Annotated in this window: 16 protein-coding genes; 11 read left to right on the top strand and 5 right to left on the bottom strand. The window is 64.7% G+C overall.

Translation table 11 applies throughout. From position 1 onward, the window contains the following. Window positions 1-422 (bottom strand): Maf family protein (locus EN738_RS13235; RefSeq protein WP_127284076.1); only part of this gene is annotated, 422 nt, incomplete at its 3' end. 280 nt (window positions 423-702) lie between these two features. Then, window positions 703-1,524 (bottom strand): pyruvate, water dikinase regulatory protein, encoded by an 822-nt coding sequence (locus EN738_RS13245; RefSeq protein ID WP_127284077.1) that lies wholly within the window; start codon window positions 1,522-1,524, stop codon window positions 703-705. A gap of 402 nt (window positions 1,525-1,926) precedes the next feature. Between EN738_RS13245 and hemE the strand changes: the two genes are divergently transcribed. From hemE to rho, 3 genes are all read left to right on the top strand, one after another. Continuing rightward, window positions 1,927-2,958, top strand: coding sequence for a uroporphyrinogen decarboxylase (gene hemE, locus EN738_RS13250; RefSeq protein ID WP_127284078.1), 1,032 nt, complete (start codon window positions 1,927-1,929; stop codon window positions 2,956-2,958). Further along, window positions 2,958-3,488, top strand: a complete 531-nt coding sequence (gene hemJ / locus EN738_RS13255; RefSeq protein ID WP_126057325.1) for a protoporphyrinogen oxidase HemJ — start codon at window positions 2,958-2,960, stop codon at window positions 3,486-3,488. The genes hemE and hemJ overlap by 1 nt, the downstream gene beginning before the upstream one ends. 168 nt (window positions 3,489-3,656) lie before the next feature. Then, window positions 3,657-4,922 (top strand): transcription termination factor Rho, encoded by a 1,266-nt coding sequence (gene rho / locus EN738_RS13260; RefSeq protein ID WP_127284079.1) that lies wholly within the window; start codon window positions 3,657-3,659, stop codon window positions 4,920-4,922. A 329-nt stretch (window positions 4,923-5,251) separates the two neighbouring features. Here rho and EN738_RS13265 read toward each other — a convergent pair whose 3' ends face one another. Further along, window positions 5,252-7,270, bottom strand: a complete 2,019-nt coding sequence (locus EN738_RS13265; protein ID WP_127284080.1) for a thioredoxin domain-containing protein — start codon at window positions 7,268-7,270, stop codon at window positions 5,252-5,254. Between the two features lie 61 nt (window positions 7,271-7,331). Here EN738_RS13265 and mnmE point away from each other — a divergent pair, with 61 nt between their 5' ends. The 5 genes from mnmE (at window position 7,332) to EN738_RS13290 (ending at window position 13,092) form a co-directional block, all read left to right on the top strand. Then, window positions 7,332-8,663, top strand: coding sequence for a tRNA uridine-5-carboxymethylaminomethyl(34) synthesis GTPase MnmE (gene mnmE, locus EN738_RS13270; protein ID WP_127284081.1), 1,332 nt, complete (start codon window positions 7,332-7,334; stop codon window positions 8,661-8,663). Window positions 8,664-8,834: 171 nt separating this feature from the next. Then, on the top strand, window positions 8,835-10,709 hold the full coding sequence (gene mnmG / locus EN738_RS13275) for a tRNA uridine-5-carboxymethylaminomethyl(34) synthesis enzyme MnmG (RefSeq protein ID WP_127284082.1): 1,875 nt from the start codon (window positions 8,835-8,837) through the stop codon (window positions 10,707-10,709). Continuing rightward, window positions 10,706-11,347 carry a 16S rRNA (guanine(527)-N(7))-methyltransferase RsmG gene (gene rsmG / locus EN738_RS13280; RefSeq protein WP_127284083.1) on the top strand — a complete coding sequence of 214 codons (642 nt, stop codon included), beginning with the start codon at window positions 10,706-10,708 and terminating at the stop codon, window positions 11,345-11,347. The genes mnmG and rsmG overlap by 4 nt, the downstream gene beginning before the upstream one ends. Before the next feature lie 17 nt (window positions 11,348-11,364). After that, window positions 11,365-12,162, top strand: a complete 798-nt coding sequence (locus tag EN738_RS13285) for a ParA family protein (protein ID WP_127284084.1) — start codon at window positions 11,365-11,367, stop codon at window positions 12,160-12,162. Window positions 12,163-12,207: 45 nt separating this feature from the next. Further along, window positions 12,208-13,092 carry a ParB/RepB/Spo0J family partition protein gene (locus EN738_RS13290; protein ID WP_127284085.1) on the top strand — a complete coding sequence of 295 codons (885 nt, stop codon included), beginning with the start codon at window positions 12,208-12,210 and terminating at the stop codon, window positions 13,090-13,092. Between the two features lie 428 nt (window positions 13,093-13,520). Here the strand turns inward: EN738_RS13290 and EN738_RS13295 are convergent, their stop codons facing one another. Together EN738_RS13295 and holA are read right to left on the bottom strand one after the other, a co-directional pair. Further along, window positions 13,521-13,730, bottom strand: a complete 210-nt coding sequence (locus EN738_RS13295; protein WP_127284086.1) for a hypothetical protein — start codon at window positions 13,728-13,730, stop codon at window positions 13,521-13,523. Between the two features lie 208 nt (window positions 13,731-13,938). Then, window positions 13,939-14,982, bottom strand: coding sequence for a DNA polymerase III subunit delta (gene holA, locus EN738_RS13300; protein WP_127284087.1), 1,044 nt, complete (start codon window positions 14,980-14,982; stop codon window positions 13,939-13,941). A gap of 552 nt (window positions 14,983-15,534) precedes the next feature. Between holA and EN738_RS13310 the strand changes: the two genes are divergently transcribed. From EN738_RS13310 to EN738_RS13320, 3 genes are read left to right on the top strand one after another with little or no spacing between them, the layout of a single operon-like run. Next, window positions 15,535-16,767 carry a 3-methyl-2-oxobutanoate dehydrogenase (2-methylpropanoyl-transferring) subunit alpha gene (locus EN738_RS13310; RefSeq protein WP_127284088.1) on the top strand — a complete coding sequence of 411 codons (1,233 nt, stop codon included), beginning with the start codon at window positions 15,535-15,537 and terminating at the stop codon, window positions 16,765-16,767. 2 nt (window positions 16,768-16,769) lie between these two features. Then, complete coding sequence (locus EN738_RS13315; RefSeq protein ID WP_127284089.1) at window positions 16,770-17,783, top strand: alpha-ketoacid dehydrogenase subunit beta; 1,014 nt, start codon at window positions 16,770-16,772, stop codon at window positions 17,781-17,783. A 17-nt stretch (window positions 17,784-17,800) separates the two neighbouring features. Continuing rightward, a complete protein-coding gene (locus EN738_RS13320) occupies window positions 17,801-19,117 on the top strand; it encodes a dihydrolipoamide acetyltransferase family protein (protein ID WP_127284090.1) in 1,317 nt (438 codons plus the stop codon). Window positions 19,118-19,163 lie beyond the last annotated feature (46 nt).

Consider the following 19,163-nt stretch of genomic DNA (forward strand, 5'->3'; position numbering starts at 1 on the left):
ATGAAGGCGGGGTCGAGTTTGCGCATGGTGAGGCTGGCGACGCCGACATGCCGCCACAGCACCTCGCCGTCGCGGGCAAGCACCGCGGCGCTGTTGAGCTGATGGGTCTTGCCGGATAGCGCGAGCAGATGGCGGCGCGCGCCTTCCATGTCGGCCGGCTTGTGGAACACCTCGTCGCCGAGCGACAGCGTCTGGTCGCAGCCGAGCACCAGCGCGCCCGGCCGGCGTTCGCTGACCTCGGTGGCCTTGGCTTCGGCAAGCACCAGCGCGACGTCCTCCGGCGACACGCCGCTATCCTTGAGCGGCGCCTCGAGCGCGCGCTCGTCGACCTCGGCCGGCACCGCCTCGATCTCGACGCCGGCATTGACCAGCATCGCCTTGCGGAACGGACTGCCGGAGGCAAGGATGATTTTCTCGGTCATTTTGTACTCGGACGCGGACAGGGGACGGTTGGTGTATGCAAAGCCTTGCTATTGTAGAGTTGGCGCCGCCCCTCATTGTCCTGCCGGAAATTTCTCCCCGTACGGGGAGAAAGGGCCAGCTTCAGCGCAGGCGTGCTTTCCAGCAGCGCTGGCGATTGGCGAAACCATAGACACCAGCGCCCCTCTCCCCGTCCCTACACGGGGAGAGGATGCCGGCAGGCAGGTGAGGGGCGGCGCCGACCTCCGCCAAGGTGACTCGCAAAACTAGTTTCTTGCTCCTCTATCTCGACTTCCCTCTCAGGGCAACGATCGCCGCCGCCGTTTCCTCGATCGAACGGCGGGAGACATCGATCATCGGCCAGCCATGCCTTGTGCAGATCTGGCGGGCGTAGGCGAGCTCCTCGTTGATCGCGGCGCGGTCGACATAGTCGGACGGCACATAGGTGCTGGTGTTGCCGAGGATGCGGTTCTGGCGGACATGCGAGATGCGCTCGGCGGTGGCGACCAGGCCGACGATCAGTGGCGTCCTGGCGTTGAGCAGGCTCTCCGGCACCGGCACGCCGAGCACGATCGGGATGTTGGCGGTCTTGATGCCGCGGTTGGCGAGATAGATGCTGGTCGGCGTCTTGGAGGTGCGCGAAATGCCGATCAGCACGATGTCGGCATCGTCCATGTTGGCGGGCAGCTGTCCGTCATCGTGCTCCATGGTGAAGTTCAGCGCATCGATGCGGCGGAAATATTCGGCGTCGAGCACGTGCTGGGCGCCGACACGGCGGCCGGCCGGGGTGCCGAGATAGGACTGGAAGACGGCAAGCACCGGCTCGAGCACCGAGACACAAGGCAGGCCCATCGCCGCGCAACGCTCATCGATGCCGCGTGCGAGCTTCTGGTCGACGACGGTGTAGAGGATGATGCCGGGTTCTTCCTCGATATCCTCGAACACCTTGGCCACCTGCTTTTCGGTGCGGATCAGCGGGTAGATGTGCTCGATGGCGCGCGCGTCCTTGTATTGCGCGGAGGCAGCGCGGCCGGCCGCCAGCAGCGTCTCGCCGGTGGCGTCGGAAATCAGGTGCAGGTGAAAGAAGCTCTGGGGTTTGTTCACAGGCGCGGGTTCCAGGCTGTGGGCAGTTGTGGACAAGATCGGACAAAGACGCGAAGGCGGCGAGAGCGACTGTATCAGATGGTGGGTTGTCCACAATTCGCCCTGCTGTAGGCTTTGTCGGGGCGCTGGGGACAAAACTGGGGATCAACTTTTCTTGGCCGATATCATCCACAGCCCGAAGTTTGGAAGCGAAAGGCCAAGCTGTTGACTCGGAAGGGGAATTCCGGTTCTTCCCCAGAACCCTCCAAATCGCGATCGGGATCGCGCGACAATATGCTGACTGGCCTTTTCGGGCGGCAGGCTGGACAGGTCGCAACCACCACAACCAACAGACTCTTAGAATCAGAAGACTCTTTTAAAATAGATATTTGATTTAAGAGGACCATCGAGAGGCGACGCTGAATGCCTGGAAAACGGATCATGCTGGACGTTTTGAGGGGCGAGCCTGTCTTTCCCCCGCCCATCTGGATGATGCGCCAGGCCGGCCGCTATCTGCCGGAGTATAGAGAGACCCGGAAGCGCGCCGGCTCCTTCCTCGATCTCTGCTACGATCCGGACCTTGCGATGGAGGTGACGCTGCAGCCGATCGCACGCTTCGGCTTCGACGCCTCGATCCTGTTCTCAGATATCCTTGTGGTGCCCAACGCGCTCGGCCGAGACGTCCGCTTCGAGGAGGGCCGCGGGCCGATGCTGACGCCGATCTCGGCGGCGGAGATTGCGGGCCTCACCGGCGATTTGTTTCACGTGAATCTCGAACCGGTCTACGAGACCGTTCGCCGGCTGCGTGCCAAATTGCCTGATGAAACGACGCTGATCGGCTTCTGCGGCGCGCCTTGGACGGTGGCGACATATATGATCGCCGGCCAGGGCACGCCGGACCAGGCGCCGGCGCGGCTTTTCGCCTATCGCGAGCCGGAGGCCTTCGCACGGCTGTTGAAAGTGCTGGCCGATCATTCGGCCGCTTATCTCATCCGCCAGATCGAAGCCGGCGCCGATGTGGTGCAGATCTTCGATTCCTGGTCCGGTGTTTTGGATGAGCCTTCCTTCCAGGCTTTCTGCGTCGAGCCGGTGGCCGAGATCGCGAGGCAAGTGAAGGCGGTCCACCCGAATGTTCCGATCATCGGTTTTCCGAAGGGCGCCGGCGAGCGCTACCGCGACTATCGCTCCAAGACCGGCATCACCGGGCTCGGCCTCGACTGGACGGTGCCGCTCTCGATGGCGAAGGAATTGCAGCTTGGCGGCGCCGTGCAGGGCAATCTCGATCCGCTTCGGCTGGTGGCCGGCGGCAAGGCGCTGGCCGACGGCGTGGACGCGATCCTGAGGACGCTGGGCGGCGGGCCGCTGATCTTCAACCTCGGACACGGCATCACGCCGGAGACGCCGATCGCGCATGTCGAGGCGATGGTGAAACAGGTGCGGAGCGCGACGCGCTGATGGCTGACAATACCAACAGCACCGGGCAGGCGATGAAGCGCATGGTGATTGGCATCGCCGCTCTGGTCGTCGCGACCGCGCTGCTTTACTTCGTGGCGTCCGACGGCTTTTACCTGTGGGCCAAGGCCATCCATGTTATCGCCGTCATCTCGTGGATGGCTGGCATGCTCTATCTGCCCCGGCTCTTCGTCTATCATGCCGATGCCGAGAAGGGATCGGCGCAGTCGGAAACCTTCAAGGTGATGGAGCGCCGGCTGCTCAGAGCCATCATCAATCCGGCGATGATCGCGACCTGGGTGTTCGGGCTCTGGCTGGCATGGAAGGGCTTTGCTTTCCATGGCGGCTGGCTGCACGCCAAGATAGCGTTGGTCCTCGTATTGTCGGGGCTGCATGGCTATCTCGCCGGGGCGGTGCGGAAATTCGCCGAGGACAAGAATGAAAAGCCGGCGCGCCACTGGCGGATCGTCAATGAGATCCCCACATTGCTGCTGATCGTCATCGTCATCCTGGTCGTCGTGAAGCCGTTCTGAGGCTTCCCGCGACGGCGCAAAAGGCGGCTTGCTCTTTCAGACGAGCGACGATAAAAGACGGGTCTTCCTTCCCGTCATGCGCCGCCCCATTTTTTCGCTTTCGGCCGCGCCCGGCATTTGTCGCATCCAGCCGATTTTTCTCCCCAAAGCCTACCCAGAGTCCATCTAATGCAAGAAATGAAACTCACCGAGTTCAAGAACAAGAAGCCGCCAGAGCTGATCGCTTATGCCGAATCGCTCGAGGTGGAGAACGCCAGCGTCATGCGCAAGCAGGAGCTGATGTTCGCGATCCTGAAGAAGCTCGCCGCCCAGGACATCGAGATCATCGGCGATGGCGTGGTCGAGGTGCTGCAGGACGGCTTCGGCTTCCTGCGCTCGGCCAATGCCAACTACCTGCCGGGTCCCGACGATATCTACATCTCGCCCTCGCAGATCCGCCGCTTTTCGCTGAAGACCGGCGATACCGTCGAAGGGCCGATCCGCAGCCCGAAAGAGGGCGAGCGCTATTTCGCGCTGCTCAAGGTCAACACCATCAATTTCGACGATCCCGAAAAGATCCGGCACAAGATCCACTTCGACAATTTGACGCCGCTCTATCCAACCAAGCGGCTGAAGATGGAGGTCGACAATTCGACCTCGAAGGACATCTCGCCGCGCGTCATCGACCTGGTGGCGCCGATCGGCAAGGGTCAGCGCGCACTGATCAACGCGCAGCCGCGCACCGGTAAGACGGTGCTGATGCAGAACATCGCCCATTCGATCACCGCCAACCATCCGGAATGCTATCTGATCGTGCTTCTGATCGACGAGCGGCCGGAAGAAGTGACCGACATGCAGCGCTCGGTGAAGGGCGAAGTGATCTCCTCGACCTTCGACGAGCCGGCCGCCCGCCACGTCCAGGTCGCCGAAATGGTGATTGAGAAGGCGAAGCGTTTGGTCGAGCATGGCCGCGACGTCGTCATCCTGCTCGATTCGATCACCCGCCTCGGCCGCGCCTACAACACCGTGGTGCCATCCTCCGGCAAGGTGCTGACCGGCGGTGTCGACGCCAACGCGCTGCAGCGCCCGAAGCGCTTCTTCGGCGCCGCCCGCAACATCGAGGAAGGCGGCTCGCTGACCATCATCGCCACCGCGCTGATCGATACCGGCAGCCGCATGGACGAAGTCATCTTCGAAGAGTTCAAAGGCACCGGCAACTGCGAAATCCAGCTCGACCGCAAGGTGGCCGACAAGCGCATCTACCCGGCCATGGACATCCTCAAGTCCGGCACCCGCAAGGAAGACCTGCTGGTGCCGCGCGCGGACCTGCAGAAGATCTTCGTGCTGCGCCGCATCCTGGCGCCGATGGGAACGACCGACGCGATCGAGTTCCTCATCGACAAGCTGAAGCAGACCAAGACCAACGCCGACTTCTTCGATTCGATGAATACGTGATTGGGCTATCCTCCCCCTTGTGGGGAGGGTCGGTCATAGCGGGGAACTCCCCTCGCCTTCGTCAGGAAATCTGTCTCGGTCGCTGGCAGCCAATCGCAGAGGTCAGCACCGCCTCTCATTGCCCTGCCGGGCATTTCTCCCCGTGAACGGGGAGAAAGAGGCTGGCCGCGATGCCGGCGCTTCTCTTGCAAGGTCGGTGGTTAGCGAAGCCGGTGTCGACAGCCCCTTCTCCCCGTTCGCGGGGAGAAGATGGCGGCAGCCAGATGAGGGGCAGCGCCAGCGCTTGAAACTGCGAGCCAGCTGAGAAACGCTTCGTAGGCCGCTTCCGACTACCCTCGCCGTAGCAACTTCTCCAACTCCTCCGGATCGGTAACCACCGGCAGGCAAACCTGCCCGGTGCACAGCCAGGCGCCCGGCTTTTCGGTGGGTGGCACCACCCCACCCGGCAAGGCCGGTCGATTCGCTTCCGTACCGACCGGCACGACAATATCCACCCGGCGCGGGTCGGGATTCCGATTCGCAACCGGAACGAGGCTTGACCTCTCTAGATTGTCGATCAGCACCAGCTTCAGGGGCTCGAGTGCCAGCGCGCAGGCATTGACGATGCCGGCCTGGCCATAGGCCTGCTGGGCGGCCCGGCCCATGGCGTGCTCGGCGGTCGTCCAGGCTTTTTCCTGAAGATCGAGATCGCCGGTGACCGACGCCAGCCGCACCAGCGCCTCGATGATCTGGGCGGTGGCGGACGGGATCGCTTCGTCGACGTCGCCGCGGATGCGGATCGGGACATCGGCGCTGTCGGACGCCGTCAGATAGTAGCCGGTCTTGTCGGCATCCTGGTGCCAATGGTCGAGCAGCGCGATGAAATGCCTGGCGCGATCGACATAGGTCGTCTCGCCGGTGGCCTCGAACAGTGAGATGGCGGCATTTGTCATGGCGGCATAGTCGCTCGACAGCGCCGGGAACAGTTTCCTGGCGCCGAGCATGGAATGCGGCAGGCGGCCGTCATGGCTCGCTTCGACGATGTGGGCGAAGGCCCGCGCCGCGGCCCCGATCCAGTCGGGCCGCTGCAGGGCACGGCCGGCTTCGGCAAGCGCGGTGATCATCAGGCCGTTCCAGTCGGTCAGCGCCTTGCCGTCGCGGCCGGGCCTGACGCGCCGTTCCCTGGCGGCCAGGAGCTTTTGCTTCAACGGCACCAGCAAGGCATGGTCGACGATGCTTTGCTTTTGCTGGTCGGCGGTTTGGCGGGTGATCGGCTTGCCTTCCCAGCCATGTGGGCTAGCGAGGTCGAAGTATTTGAAAAACATGGCGGTATCGTCGCCAAGCACGGCTTCGACCTCGTCGCGGTTCCAGGTGTAGAACAGCCCCTCCTCGCCGTCGCTGTCGGCATCGAGGCTGGCGGCGAAGCCGCCGCCGTCGACCAGCATCTCGCGTAGCAGCCAGGCGACCGTGTCTTCGATTCGTATCCGGAACAAATCATTGCCGGTGGCGGCAAAGGCCCAATTGCACATGCGCAGGAGCTGGGCGTTGTCGTAGAGCATCTTCTCGAAATGCGGCACCAGCCATTCGGCGTCGGTGGAATAGCGGCTCAATCCCCCGCCGACATGATCATAAATGCCGCCGGCCAGCATCTTCTCGAGGCTGAGCAGCACGGCATCGCGGTGCGAAGCGGCGCCGTCGCGCAGCCAGGACAGCCAGAGCGACTGCATGAACGGCGCGTTGGGGAATTTCGGCGCGCCGCGCAGGCCGCCGAGATCGCGGTCGATCATGCCGTCGATACGGCCGGCCAGATCGCCGAGCGTGTCGCGGTCGAGCACGGCCTTGCCATGGCTTCCCGCCAACCGCGCCTCGACATGGCTGGTCAGGCCGTCGGCGCTCTGGCCGAGGCTTTCCTGCTTCTCCCGCCATGCCTTGTCGACCGCCTCCATCACCTGGATGAAGCCTGGCCGGCCGTAGCGGGCCTCACGCGGAAAATAGGTGCCGCCCCAGAATGGCTTGCCGTCTGGCGTCAGGAACATGGTCAGCGGCCAGCCGCCCTGCTCGCCCATCGCATGCAGCGCCGCCATATAGATCTGGTCGATGTCGGGCCGCTCCTCGCGATCGACCTTGATATTGACGAACAGCCGGTTCATGACGGCGGCCACGGCGTCGTTCTCGAAGCTTTCATGCGCCATGACATGGCACCAGTGGCAAGCGGCGTAGCCGATCGAGAGCAGGATCGGGCGTCCGCGCTCCCTGGCTTCGGCGAGCGCAGCCGGCGACCAGCCGCGCCAATGCACCGGATTGTCGCTGTGCTGCTGGAGATAGGGGCTGGCTTCTTCGGCCAGCAGGTTTTGCGCGGGCAAGGTCACGACGGCATGCTCGGTTAACAGAGTTGCGCGGGAAGCTAGGGCGGTTCGGTAGAGCGGGCAAATGATTTTGAGCGATTCGATTGTTGCCTTGTCCAGCGGCCGCTTGCCGGCCGGCATCGCGGTCATCCGCATCTCCGGCCCCAGGACTCGATTCGTAGTCGAAACGATCGCCGGCGGCATGGTCAAGGAGCGCGCCGCCGCCTATCGCAAGCTCATCGCGACGGACGGATCGGTGATTGACCACGGCGTCGTTCTCTTCTTCCCCGGACCGGGCAGCTTCACCGGAGAGGACGTCGCCGAGTTCCAGGTGCATGGCGGCCGCGCCGTGGCGGCGAAGATGCTGGAGACCATCGCCGGCTTTGACGGTGTCAGGCATGCGGAGCCCGGCGAATTCACGCGCCGCGCCTTTCTCAACGGCAGGCTCGATCTGGTCGAGACCGAAGCGCTGGCCGATCTCGTCAATGCCGAGACCGAGGCGCAGCGGCGCTTTGCGGTGCGCAATGCCGAGGGGGCGCAGAGCGAACTATACGCCGAATGGCGGCGGCGGCTGATCCATGCGCGGGCGATGATCGAGGCGGAGATCGACTTTGCCGACGAGGATGACGTGCCGGGATCCGTTTCGGACGCGGTCTGGTCGGATGTGCGGGCAATGATCGGCGAGATCGATCGCCACATCGACGGGTTCCGGGCCGCCGAGATCATCCGCGACGGGTTCGAGGTTGTCATCCTTGGCGCGCCGAATGCGGGCAAGTCCAGCCTTTTCAATGCGTTGGCCAAGCGGGAGGCAGCGATCGTGACCGACGAGCCGGGCACGACGCGCGATCTGCTCGAAGTGGTGCTGGACCTCGAAGGGATGCGAGTCCGCGTCACCGATACGGCCGGCCTGCGCGCGGCGCCCGGCAAGGTGGAGGCGATCGGCATCGAGAAGGCGCGCGCCAAGGCGGGCGGCGCGGACCTTCTGCTGCTGCTGGAGGATATGGCGTCGCCCGTCGATCCTGGCGCGGTGCCGTCCGATGCGCCGCTGCTGAGGATCGGGACAAAGGCGGACCTGGCTGGGGGTGAACTGCTTGTTGATCGCGCGAAACTCTATGACGCGGTGATCTCGATCAGGACTGGCACCGGGCTGTCCGATCTGCTGGCGGAGGTCGGCCGTCGCGCCGCAGCTTCTGTTGGCGATATCGGCGACGTGCTGCCGTCGCGCTTGCGCCATGTCGAATTGCTCAAAGATGCAAATGATCACCTGCGAACGGCGCTGGCCGGGCACGAGCGAAGCCAGGAGTTGCGCGCCGAAGAGCTACGCCTGGCCTCGGACAGGCTCGGACGAATCACCGGCGCGGTCGATGTGGAAGACATGCTCGACGTCATCTTTTCGCAGTTCTGCATCGGTAAATGACTCACGTGAAACATTGTCGGGCTGGCTTTGGCGCAGATGATTCACGTGAAACACAAGGTCTAGCGGAGCAGTCGCATTGTTTCACGTGAAACGAGTCGGTGTTGCATCCTTGACAGCGAAGCCTCGCGGGAACATCTCTCCGGGCAGCTTCAGACTTTGGACTCGAAAAAGATGAACGATCGCTATGATGTGGTTGTGGTGGGCGGCGGCCATGCCGGATGCGAGGCGGCCAGCGCCGCCGCACGCGCAGGCGCGAAGACGGCGCTGGTGACGCTGCGTTTCGACACAATCGGCGTCATGTCCTGCAATCCGGCGATCGGCGGCCTTGGCAAGGGCCACCTGGTGCGCGAGATCGACGCCATGGACGGGCTGATGGGCCGCATCGCCGATGCGGCAGGCATCCAGTTCCGCTTGCTCAACCGCCGCAAGGGTCCGGCCGTGCGCGGCCCGCGCACGCAGGCCGATCGCAAGCTCTATCGGTTGGCCATGCAGGAAGCGATTCGGCAGCAGAACAATCTCGAGGTGATCGAGGGCGAAGTTCTCGACTTTGAGATCGCGGAAGGACGGATCGCGGCCGTTCAGATCTCGGGCGATCGTCTCCTGGCTTGCGGCGCGGTGGTGCTGACCACCGGCACCTTCCTGCGCGGATTGATCCATATCGGCGAGAAGAAGATCGTCGCCGGTCGCATGAACGAGCAGGCGAGCCTTGGCCTGTCGGCAACGATGAGCCGCGCGGGATTTACGCTTGGGCGCCTCAAGACCGGGACGCCCCCTCGCCTTGATGGCCGCACCATCGACTGGGCGTCGCTGGAAAGCCAGGTGGCGGACGAGGAACCGGTGCCGTTCTCGCTGCTGACCGACGCGATCCAGAACCCGCAGATCCATTGCGGCATCACCCGCACGACGCCGGCCACGCATGAGCTGATCCGCGCCAATCTCGGCCGCTCGGCGATGTATTCCGGCTCGATCGAAGGCGTCGGGCCGCGCTACTGCCCGTCGATCGAGGACAAGATCGTCAAGTTCGGCGACCGTGAAGGCCACCAGATCTTCCTGGAGCCCGAAGGTCTCGATGACGACACCGTCTACCCGAACGGCATCTCGACCTCGCTGCCGGAGGATGTGCAGCTCGACATATTGAAGTCGATCCCGGGGCTGGCGCGGGCAACCATGCTGCAGCCCGGCTATGCCATCGAATACGACCATGTCGATCCGCGCGAGTTGTTGCCGACGCTGGAGACGAAGCGGATCGGCGGCCTGTTCCTCGCCGGACAGATCAACGGCACGACCGGCTATGAGGAGGCCGGCGCGCAAGGTCTGCTCGCCGGCCTGAACGCCGCGCGCAAGGCATCCGGCAACGAGCAGATCGTGCTCAGCCGCACCGAAGCCTATATCGGCGTGATGGTCGACGACCTCACCAGTCGCGGCATTGCCGAGCCCTATCGCATGTTCACCTCGCGCGCCGAGTTCCGCCTGTCGCTGAGAGCCGACAATGCCGATGAGCGGCTGACCCCGATGGCGGACCGACTGGGGATCGCGTCAATGGAACGGATGCGGCGCTTCAACGGGATGAACGAGGATCTTGCCAAGGCGCGGGAACTGGCATCGAGCGTGCTGTTCACGCCCAACGAGGCGGCGCGGCATGGGCTGGAGATCAACAGGGATGGCGTGCGCCGTTCCGCCTATGAGCTGCTCGCCTACCCCGGTGTCGATGTTGCCTGGCTGGCGCGCATCGAGCCGCGCTTCGGCTCAATCGATGCGAAGACGGCCGAGCGACTCGAAACGGAAGCGAAATATTCGGTCTATCTGGACCGCCAGCAGGCTGATGTCGCGCAGATCAGGCATGAGGAAAGCCGATTGATCCCCGCATCGCTCGATTTCGCCGACGTCCCCGGCCTGTCCAATGAGCTGAAGCAGAAGATGAAGACGCGGCAGCCGCGCTCCATCGCCGATGCACAGCGCATGGAGGGCATGACGCCGGCGGCGCTGGCGATCATCGTCGCCCATGTCCGCAACGCCGAAGCCGCCGCGCAGAGGCATGTCGCGTGAGTGCTGCGTCATGGGAGAGCCTGCAGGAAGCGGCGGGCCCGGTTTCACGTGAAACATTCGAGCGTCTGGTTGCCTTCGAACAGCTGTTCCTGAAATGGAACCGCAGCATCAACCTCGCCGCGCCGTCGACCTTGGACGATGTCTGGCGCAGGCACATACTGGATAGCGCGCAGCTCGCCCGAATCGAACCCGAGGCCAGACGCTGGGTCGACCTCGGTTCGGGCGGCGGCTTTCCCGGACTGGTGCTGGGCTTCCTGCTAGCCGAGCGCGACGGCGCGTCGATCGACCTGGTCGAAAGCAACCGCAAGAAGGCGTCGTTCCTGCAGGCGGTCGTCGGCCAGTTCGGGCTGCCGGCGCGAGTCGTCGCACGGCGCATCGACGACAGCTATCCGCTTGTTGCGGCACCGGAAATCGTCACGGCGCGAGCGCTTGCGGCTTTGCCGGCGCTGCTCGACCTGGCGGCGCCGTGGCTGACCAAAGGGGCGCGCGCGCTTTTCCACAAAGGCCGGGATTACCGGGCCGAGGTGGAAGAAAGCACTCACCGCTGGGCATTCGATCTGGTAGAACATCCAAGCATGACCGACCCTCATGGCGTCATCCTCGAAGTCACCCATCTGCGCCCGGCGACCCCGCAATGAATCACTGGCATAGACCCATGAAAACTGGACCTCGAATCATCACCGTAGCTAACCAGAAGGGCGGCGTCGGCAAGACGACGACCGCCATCAATCTGGCGACGGCGCTGGCGGCGATCGGCGAACAGGTGCTGATCGTCGACCTCGATCCGCAAGGCAATGCCAGCACCGGGCTCGGCATCGACCGCAAGGACCGCACCGTCTCCTCCTACGACGTGCTGATCGGCGAGCTCGAACTCGAAGCGGCGGCGGTGCCGACGGCGGTGCCGGGCCTCTCGATCGTGCCATCGACGCTCGATTTGCTCGGCATCGAGATGGAGATCGCCTCGGCGCCGGACCGGGTGCTGCGGCTGCGCAACGCGTTGCGCGCGGCGGCCGAGCGTTCGGCGCCTTTCGGCTATGTGCTGATCGACTGCCCGCCGTCGCTCAACCTTTTGACCTTGAATTCAATGGCGGCAGCCGATTCCGTTCTGGTGCCGCTGCAGTGCGAGTTCTTCGCGCTCGAAGGTCTCAGCCAGCTGCTCGAGACGGTCGAGCAGGTGCGCCGCACGATCAACCCGGATCTCACCATCCAGGGTATCGTGCTTACCATGTACGACGGCCGCAACAACCTGGCCAACCAGGTGGTGCAGGACGTGCGCACGCATATGGGCGACAAAGTCTACGAGACGATCATCCCGCGCAATGTCCGCGTTTCCGAAGCGCCCTCCTACGGCAAGCCGGCGATCCTCTACGACCTCAAATGCTCGGGCAGCCAGGCCTATCTGCAGCTCGCTTCCGAAGTGATCCGCCGCGAGCGCAAATTGCGCGCCGCCTGATGCCGGCCAAACGCCGATTCGATACCGAAACGATCTGGACAGATTATGAGTGAAGACCTTTCGAGAAAAAGACTTGGCCGCGGCCTGGCGGCGCTGATCGGCGAGATCGACCGCCCGGCGATCCCGGAAAAGCAGAGCCCGGCGGCCGACGGCAAGGTGCCGATCGAATTCGTGAGCCCCAATCCGAAGAACCCGCGCCGGCATTTCGGCGATGCCGAGCTGACCGATCTGGCACAGTCGATCCGCGAGCACGGCGTCGTGCAGCCGGTGGTGGCGCGGCCGTCGCCGACGCAGCCCGGCCGTTACGAGATCATCGCCGGCGAGCGGCGCTGGCGGGCGGCGCAGCGCGCCGGCCTGACCGAGCTGCCGATCATCCTGCGCGAGGTCAACGACCGCACGGCGCTGGAGCTGGCGATCATCGAGAACGTGCAGCGCGCCGACCTCAACCCGGTCGAGGAGGCGCAAGGCTATCAGCAATTGATCGACGAGCACGGCTACACCCAGGCCGACCTCGGCCAGGTGATCGGCAAGAGCCGAAGCCATGTCGCCAACACACTGCGGCTCCTGAAGCTGCCCAATGTCATCCACGACATGCTGGTCGACGGCGCGCTGTCGGCGGGGCACGCCCGCACGCTGGTGACGGCCGAGGACCCGGCGGGCCTCGCCAAGCGCATCGTCGAGGAGGGACTTTCGGTGCGCCAGGCCGAAGCACTGGCGCAGATGCCGGCCGGCCCGACGCCGGCCAAGGCGAAAAAAGCCGAGCCGGTGGAAAAGGACCCCGACACGCTGGCGCTGGAAAAGCTGCTCACCGACACGATCGGCATGATCGTCTCGATCGAGCACAAGGATCGCGGCGGCACAATTCGCGTCAACTACCGGACGCTGGACCAGCTCGACGAGCTCTGCCGGCGGCTGAAGGACGAACGGTAAGGTGTCGAGATTTCAGGACATTTAGCCGGCTAATAAAGTTTCGGCTTAAGATGAAAAGCGAGGAAGGGCTGGCATCCGCCGGCCCTTCGTTTTGTGACCCATCCGCCCTCCGCCGGCTCTTTCCTCTCCCTCCGGAGGGGAGAGGTGGCATTGCGAAGCGGCGACGGAGTGGGGGAAGGCGGTTCTTAAATACGTCGCCGCCGACAATTCACCAATCAGGGCCAGGCATCACCCCGCCAGACAACGACGCCGGCGCTGGTCGACCCCCACTCCGTCGAGCTTCGCTCGACACCTCTCCCCCGATCGACGGGGGAGAGGAAAGGCGCCCTTCATTTCGCCCGCCCGGCTTTCCGTCCGGAATTGCTCCAAAACAATGAGATAGGGCGGTTCAGCGTTGCTGAAACGATGGAACGCGCCAGTCCCGGTCGCTAGGCCTCGTCCGCATCTTCGTTTGTCCGGTTGCTGTGCATCAGCTTCGACCGGACAAGCAGTACGGAAATGACGATCGCCACGATTGGACTTGCCATGAACGCGATGTCGTCCAACGCGCGGCCGAAGGACAGGCGAGCGGTGACCTGCCAGAGGACAACCGTCAAGAACACGCTGAAAAAGAACCCGATAACAACTTTCTTGGTCATTTCACCCCCCCGAATCGCCCCTGAAACAACTGGCGCCAGCCAACCAATCACAATTTGAGGTTGAAGTCTGTAGTGCGGTTCAGCGCTTCATGGAATCCGGGTCTGCCCGAAGTGTTTGTTATTGCGCAATTCCGTACGGAAAACCGCCCGCCACTTTTCCTGGAATTGCTCTCATAGGCGACCGGGACTGCATTCAGGCGAAGACAACTCAGCCCCTCTGCGCCAACCGCGCGCTTTCGACCGCAATGCCGAGCAGCGCCTGGCGCGCCAGGGCTTCCGACAGGTCCGGCCGCTTGCGGGTCTGCAGCACCGCTGTCTGCAGCCGGTTGAGCGCCCGGCCGAGCGCCTCGACGTTCCAGCGCTCCACCGTCTTTTCCACCAGCTTGCGCCGCGAGAAGAAGACCGGCGGGCGCGCGGCCGCGACGACGGAGGCGGCGTTGCGGCCGCCCTCCATCTGGCCGCGCATCGCCTGGATCGCCTGCAATTGGCGCATCGCCGCCGACAGCACCAGGAATGGGTGGCCGCCGCCCTGGCAGTGGCGGGTGAAAGCGGTGTCGAAATCGGCGATCTTGCCGTCCAGCAGCGCGTCGACGGCATCGTCGAAGGACGCGCCCGACACGTCGCCGGAGGTCGCCCGGACATCGTCCAGGCCGATCTCCTTCTGGCCGTGGGCGTAGAGCACCAGCTTCTCGATCTCGCCGCGCGACGCCAGCCGGTCGCCGCCGAGATTGCGGCGCAGCGCCTGGCGCGCCTCCAGCGTCATCGACATGCCGGCCTTGCGCAGTTCGTCGTCGATGACGGTGTCGATGTCCCTCGCCTCGTCGGCATAGCAGGGCAGGGCGATGGCGTTGCCGGCGGCCTCGACGATGGCGCGCAGGCCGGTGCCCTTCTTCAGGTCGCCGGCCTCGATGAGGATGATGGCGTCCCGCACCGGCTCCGATGTCAGCGCCTTGACGTCGTCGGCCAGCGCTTTCTGGCCGCTGGCGTTGCGAACCCACAAGAGCCGCCGGTCGGAGAACATCGGCACGGTGCGCGCCTCGTCGAGCAGGCGGCCCTGGTCGCGGTCGACTTCCGCGCCGTCCAGCCTGACGACCGAGAACGGATCGTCGAGCGGCAGGCCGGTCTTGCCGGCAAAAGCCTTGGCGCGCTCGGCGACGAGCCCGCGGTCCGGGCCGTAAAGCAGGACGATGGACATGGCCGCGTCAGGCCGCGCCAGCCACGAATCGACCTCGTATCCCTTCTTCTGTGCCATGCGGGGTGAGTTAGCATGAGGCGGGGCGGGTGAACCAGAGTTTCGGCAACTTGCAGAGGCCTATCTGGCTCGCGCGGCGATTGTTTCGATGTCGGATGATTCATAGCTGACCGCCGGCGCCGCCCCTCATCCGCCTGCCGGCACCTTCTCCCCGTATAGTGACGGGAGAAGGTGGCTGGCCGCGACGTTGGCGCCCTTCTTGCGACGTTGATGATTGGCGAAACGGGGACACAGCGCCCCTCTCCCCGTCACTATACGGGGAGAATGCCGGCAGGCAGGGTGAGGGGCAGCACTGGCCTCGACAGTTACCCGAACGCCTACGTTGTCCGGGCATTTCAGGCTCTTGCGCCAGACCGGTCACAGCCATTCGCCAAATTGCGCGGCGGGCGAAAACATCGACAAGAAATTTCGCCGTCATATCTGCATCTTGTCGCCAGCGCGCCGTATCGGCCTTGATCAGCCGAGAAGCCGGGGGACGGCCCGTCATCTGGCCGATGAATTAGTGGCGCGGATGTGCAACTATCGCACCGGCAACATTGGAGGACGTAGGTCATGGCCGATGCTGGAATGTTGCGGTTCCATGTTCCCGAGCCCGAGGTGCGGCCGGGTGGCACGCCTGATTTCTCCAATGTGACCATTCCCAAGGCCGGATCGGCGCCGCGCCCCGAGATCGATGTCGATCCGCGCACCATCCGCGACATGGCGTTCTCGATCATCCGCGTGCTCAACCGCGATGGTGAAGCGGTCGGGCCGTGGGCCGGGCTGCTTTCCGACCAGGAATTGCTCGAAGGCCTGCGCCACATGATGACGCTGCGCAGCTTCGACCAGCGCATGCAGATGGCGCAGCGCCAGGGCAAGACCTCCTTCTACATGCAGCATCTCGGCGAGGAAGCAGTGAGCTGCGCCTTCCGCAAGGCGCTGGCCAAGGGCGACATGAACTTCCCGACCTATCGGCAGGCCGGCCTGCTCATCGCCGACGGCTATCCGATGGTCACGATGATGAACCAGATCTATTCCAACGAGGCCGATCCGCTGAAGGGCCGGCAGCTGCCGATCATGTATTCGTCGAAGGAGCACGGCTTCTTCTCGATCTCCGGCAATCTGGCCACGCAGTACATCCAGGCGGTGGGCTGGGCGATGGCTTCGGCGATCTCCAACGATTCGCGCATCGCCGCCGCCTGGATCGGCGACGGCTCGACGGCGGAGTCCGATTTTCATGCAGCACTCGTGTTCGCCTCGACCTACAAGGCGCCGGTGGTGCTCAATGTCGTCAACAATCAGTGGGCAATCTCGACCTTCCAGGGCATTGCGCGTGGTGGCTCCGGCACTTTCGCGGCACGCGGCCTCGGTTTCGGCATCCCTTCGCTGCGCGTCGACGGCAACGACTATCTCGCCGTCCATGCGGTGGCGAAATGGGCGATCGAGCGGGCGCGCCGTAATCTCGGGCCGACGCTGGTCGAATATGTCACCTACCGCGTCGGCGCGCATTCGAGCTCGGACGACCCGTCCGCCTACCGGCCGAAGGCGGAGTCCGATGCCTGGCCGCTCGGCGACCCGATCGTGCGGCTGAAGAACCATCTCATCCTGCGCGGCGTCTGGTCGGACGAGCGCCATGCCCAGGCGGAAGCCGAAATCCTCGAGACGGTGATCGCGGCGCAGAAGGAGGCCGAGAGCCACGGCACGCTGCATGCCGGTGGCAAGCCGTCGACGCGCGACATGTTCGAGGGCGTCTATGCCGAGATGCCGCCGCATCTCAGGCGACAGCGCCAGCAGGCGGGGGTCTGACCATGCCGAGACGGACCATGATCGAGGCCATCCGCGACGCCATGGACGTGTCGATGGGGCGCGACGAGCGCGTCGTCGTGTTCGGCGAGGATGTCGGCTTCTTCGGCGGCGTCTTCCGCTGCACGCAAGGCCTGCAGGCCAAATACGGCAAGAGCCGTTGCTTCGATGCGCCGATCAGCGAAGCCGGCATCGTCGGCGCCGCCATCGGCATGGCCGCCTATGGGCTGAAGCCCTGCGTCGAGGTGCAGTTTGCCGACTATGTCTATCCGGCCTACGACCAGATCGTCTCGGAGGCGGCGCGGCTGCGCTATCGCTCCAACGGCGATTTCACCTGCCCGATCGTGGTCCGCATGCCAACCGGCGGCGGCATCTTCGGCGGCCAGACGCACAGCCAGAGCCCGGAGGCGCTGTTCACCCACGTCTCCGGCCTGAAGGTGATCGTGCCGTCCAACCCTGCCGACGCCAAGGGGCTGCTGATCGCGGCGATCGAGGATCCCGATCCGGTGATCTTCCTCGAGCCGAAGCGGCTCTACAACGGTCCGTTCGACGGCCATCACGACCGCCCGGTGACGCCGTGGTCGAAACATGATCTTGGCGAGGTCGCCGACGGCCACTACACCGTCCCGCTCGGCAAGGCGGCGATCCGCAGGCAGGGCGCCGCGGTCACGGTGCTCGCCTATGGCACGATGGTCTATGTCGCCGAGGCGGCGGCCGCGGAGACCGGCATAGACGCCGAGATCATCGATCTGAGGACCTTGCTGCCGCTCGATCTCGAGACGATCGTCACCTCGGTGACGAAGACCGGACGCTGCGTGGTGGTGCACGAGGCGACGCTGACCTCCGGTTTCGGCGCCGAGCTCTCGGCGCTGGTGCAGGAACACTGCTTCTACCATCTGGAAGCACCGGTCGTGCGCGTCGCCGGCTGGGACACGCCCTATCCGCACGCGCAGGAGTGGGACTACTTTCCCGGCCCGGCCCGGGTCGGCCGCGCGCTCGTCGAAACGCTGGAAGCTTGAAGAGGGGAGGCCTGACCATGGGCGAGCACGTCATCAAGCTGCCGGATGTCGGTGAAGGCGTCGCCGAGGCCGAGCTGGTCGAATGGCATGTGAAGGTCGGCGACCTCGTGCGCGAGGACATGGTGCTGGCCGCCGTCATGACCGACAAGGCAACCGTCGAGATTCCCTCGCCGGTCGATGGCGAGATCCTGTGGCTGGGCGCCGAGATCGGCGACACGGTGGCGATCGGCTCGCCGATCGTGCGGCTGAAGGTTGCCGGCGAGGGCAATATGAAGCCGCAGAGCGATGCGGCGGAAGAGGCCATCAAGGCCGAACCGCCAGCCAAGCTGCCAACCCCGAAACCCGAGGCCGCTCCGGCGAGCCCGAAGGCGCAGTCAAAGGTCGCCGCGCCGAAAGCCAAGCCGGCGCCAGCTCCCGCAAATGGGGCGGCACGGGCCTTGGTTTCCGGCGCGCCGCGTCCCGAAGGCGAGAAGCCTTTGGCCTCGCCCGCCGTCCGGCTGCGCGCCAGGGAAGCCGGCATCGACCTCAGGCAGGTCGCGGGTTCCGGCCCGGCCGGCCGCATCGGCCATGAGGATATCGAGGCGTTCCTGGCGCGCGGGCCGCAGGTCGCGAAAACCTCCGGGCTTGCCCGCAAGGACAATGTCGAGGACATCAAGGTCATCGGGCTGCGGCGCAAGATCGCCGAGAAGATGGCGCTCGCCAAATCGCGCATCCCACACATCACCTATGTCGAGGAGATCGACGTCACTTCACTGGAGGAGCTGCGGGCGACGCTGAACAAGGAGAAGCGGCAGGACCGGCCGAAGCTGACGCTGCTGCCGTTCCTAATGCGGGCGATGGTCAAGGCGATCGCCGACCAGCCGAGCATCAACGCGATCTTCGACGACGAGGCCGGCATCATCCACCAGCATGGCGGCGTCCATATCGGCATCGCCGCGCAGACGCCGTCCGGGCTGGTGGTGCCGGTGGTCAAGCATGCCGAGGCGCGCGACCTGTGGGAGTGCGGCGCCGAGGTCAACCGGCTGGCCGAGGCGGCGAAGTCGGGCACGGCGAGCCGCGACGAGCTGTCAGGCTCGACCATCACCATCACCTCGCTCGGCGCCATGGGCGGCGTGGCGACGACGCCGGTCATCAACTATCCGGAGGTGGCGATCGTCGGCGTCAACAAGATGATGGTGCGGCCGGTGTGGGACGGCACCCAGTTCATCCCGCGCAAGATGATGAACCTGTCGTCCAGCTTCGACCATCGCGTCATCGACGGCTGGGATGCCGCTGTGTTCGTCCAGCGCATCAAGGCGCTGCTGGAAACGCCTGCGCTGATTTTCGTGGATTAGTGGGGCGGGAGGGGGGAGATCGGACGTCATGACGGGCTTCGCCAAT

Origin of the sequence: Mesorhizobium sp. M4B.F.Ca.ET.017.02.2.1 (assembly GCF_003998955.1) — a bacterium.
GTDB lineage: Bacteria > Pseudomonadota > Alphaproteobacteria > Rhizobiales > Rhizobiaceae > Mesorhizobium > Mesorhizobium abyssinicae.

What these genes read in the sequence shown, in the direction of transcription:
- hemE (WP_127284078.1), top strand. Translation starts at nt 1,927, where the DNA reads ATGCCTGGAAAACGGATCATGCTGGACGTTTTGAGGGGCGAGCCTGTC.
- hemJ (WP_126057325.1), top strand. Translation starts at nt 2,958, where the DNA reads ATGGCTGACAATACCAACAGCACCGGGCAGGCGATGAAGCGCATGGTG.
- rho (WP_127284079.1), top strand. Translation starts at nt 3,657, where the DNA reads ATGCAAGAAATGAAACTCACCGAGTTCAAGAACAAGAAGCCGCCAGAG.
- mnmE (WP_127284081.1), top strand. Translation starts at nt 7,332, where the DNA reads ATGATTTTGAGCGATTCGATTGTTGCCTTGTCCAGCGGCCGCTTGCCG.
- mnmG (WP_127284082.1), top strand. Translation starts at nt 8,835, where the DNA reads ATGAACGATCGCTATGATGTGGTTGTGGTGGGCGGCGGCCATGCCGGA.
- EN738_RS13285 (WP_127284084.1), top strand. Translation starts at nt 11,365, where the DNA reads ATGAAAACTGGACCTCGAATCATCACCGTAGCTAACCAGAAGGGCGGC.
- EN738_RS13290 (WP_127284085.1), top strand. Translation starts at nt 12,208, where the DNA reads ATGAGTGAAGACCTTTCGAGAAAAAGACTTGGCCGCGGCCTGGCGGCG.
- EN738_RS13295 (WP_127284086.1), bottom strand. Translation starts at nt 13,730, where the DNA reads ATGACCAAGAAAGTTGTTATCGGGTTCTTTTTCAGCGTGTTCTTGACG.
- holA (WP_127284087.1), bottom strand. Translation starts at nt 14,982, where the DNA reads ATGGCACAGAAGAAGGGATACGAGGTCGATTCGTGGCTGGCGCGGCCT.
- EN738_RS13310 (WP_127284088.1), top strand. Translation starts at nt 15,535, where the DNA reads ATGGCCGATGCTGGAATGTTGCGGTTCCATGTTCCCGAGCCCGAGGTG.
- EN738_RS13315 (WP_127284089.1), top strand. Translation starts at nt 16,770, where the DNA reads ATGCCGAGACGGACCATGATCGAGGCCATCCGCGACGCCATGGACGTG.
- EN738_RS13320 (WP_127284090.1), top strand. Translation starts at nt 17,801, where the DNA reads ATGGGCGAGCACGTCATCAAGCTGCCGGATGTCGGTGAAGGCGTCGCC.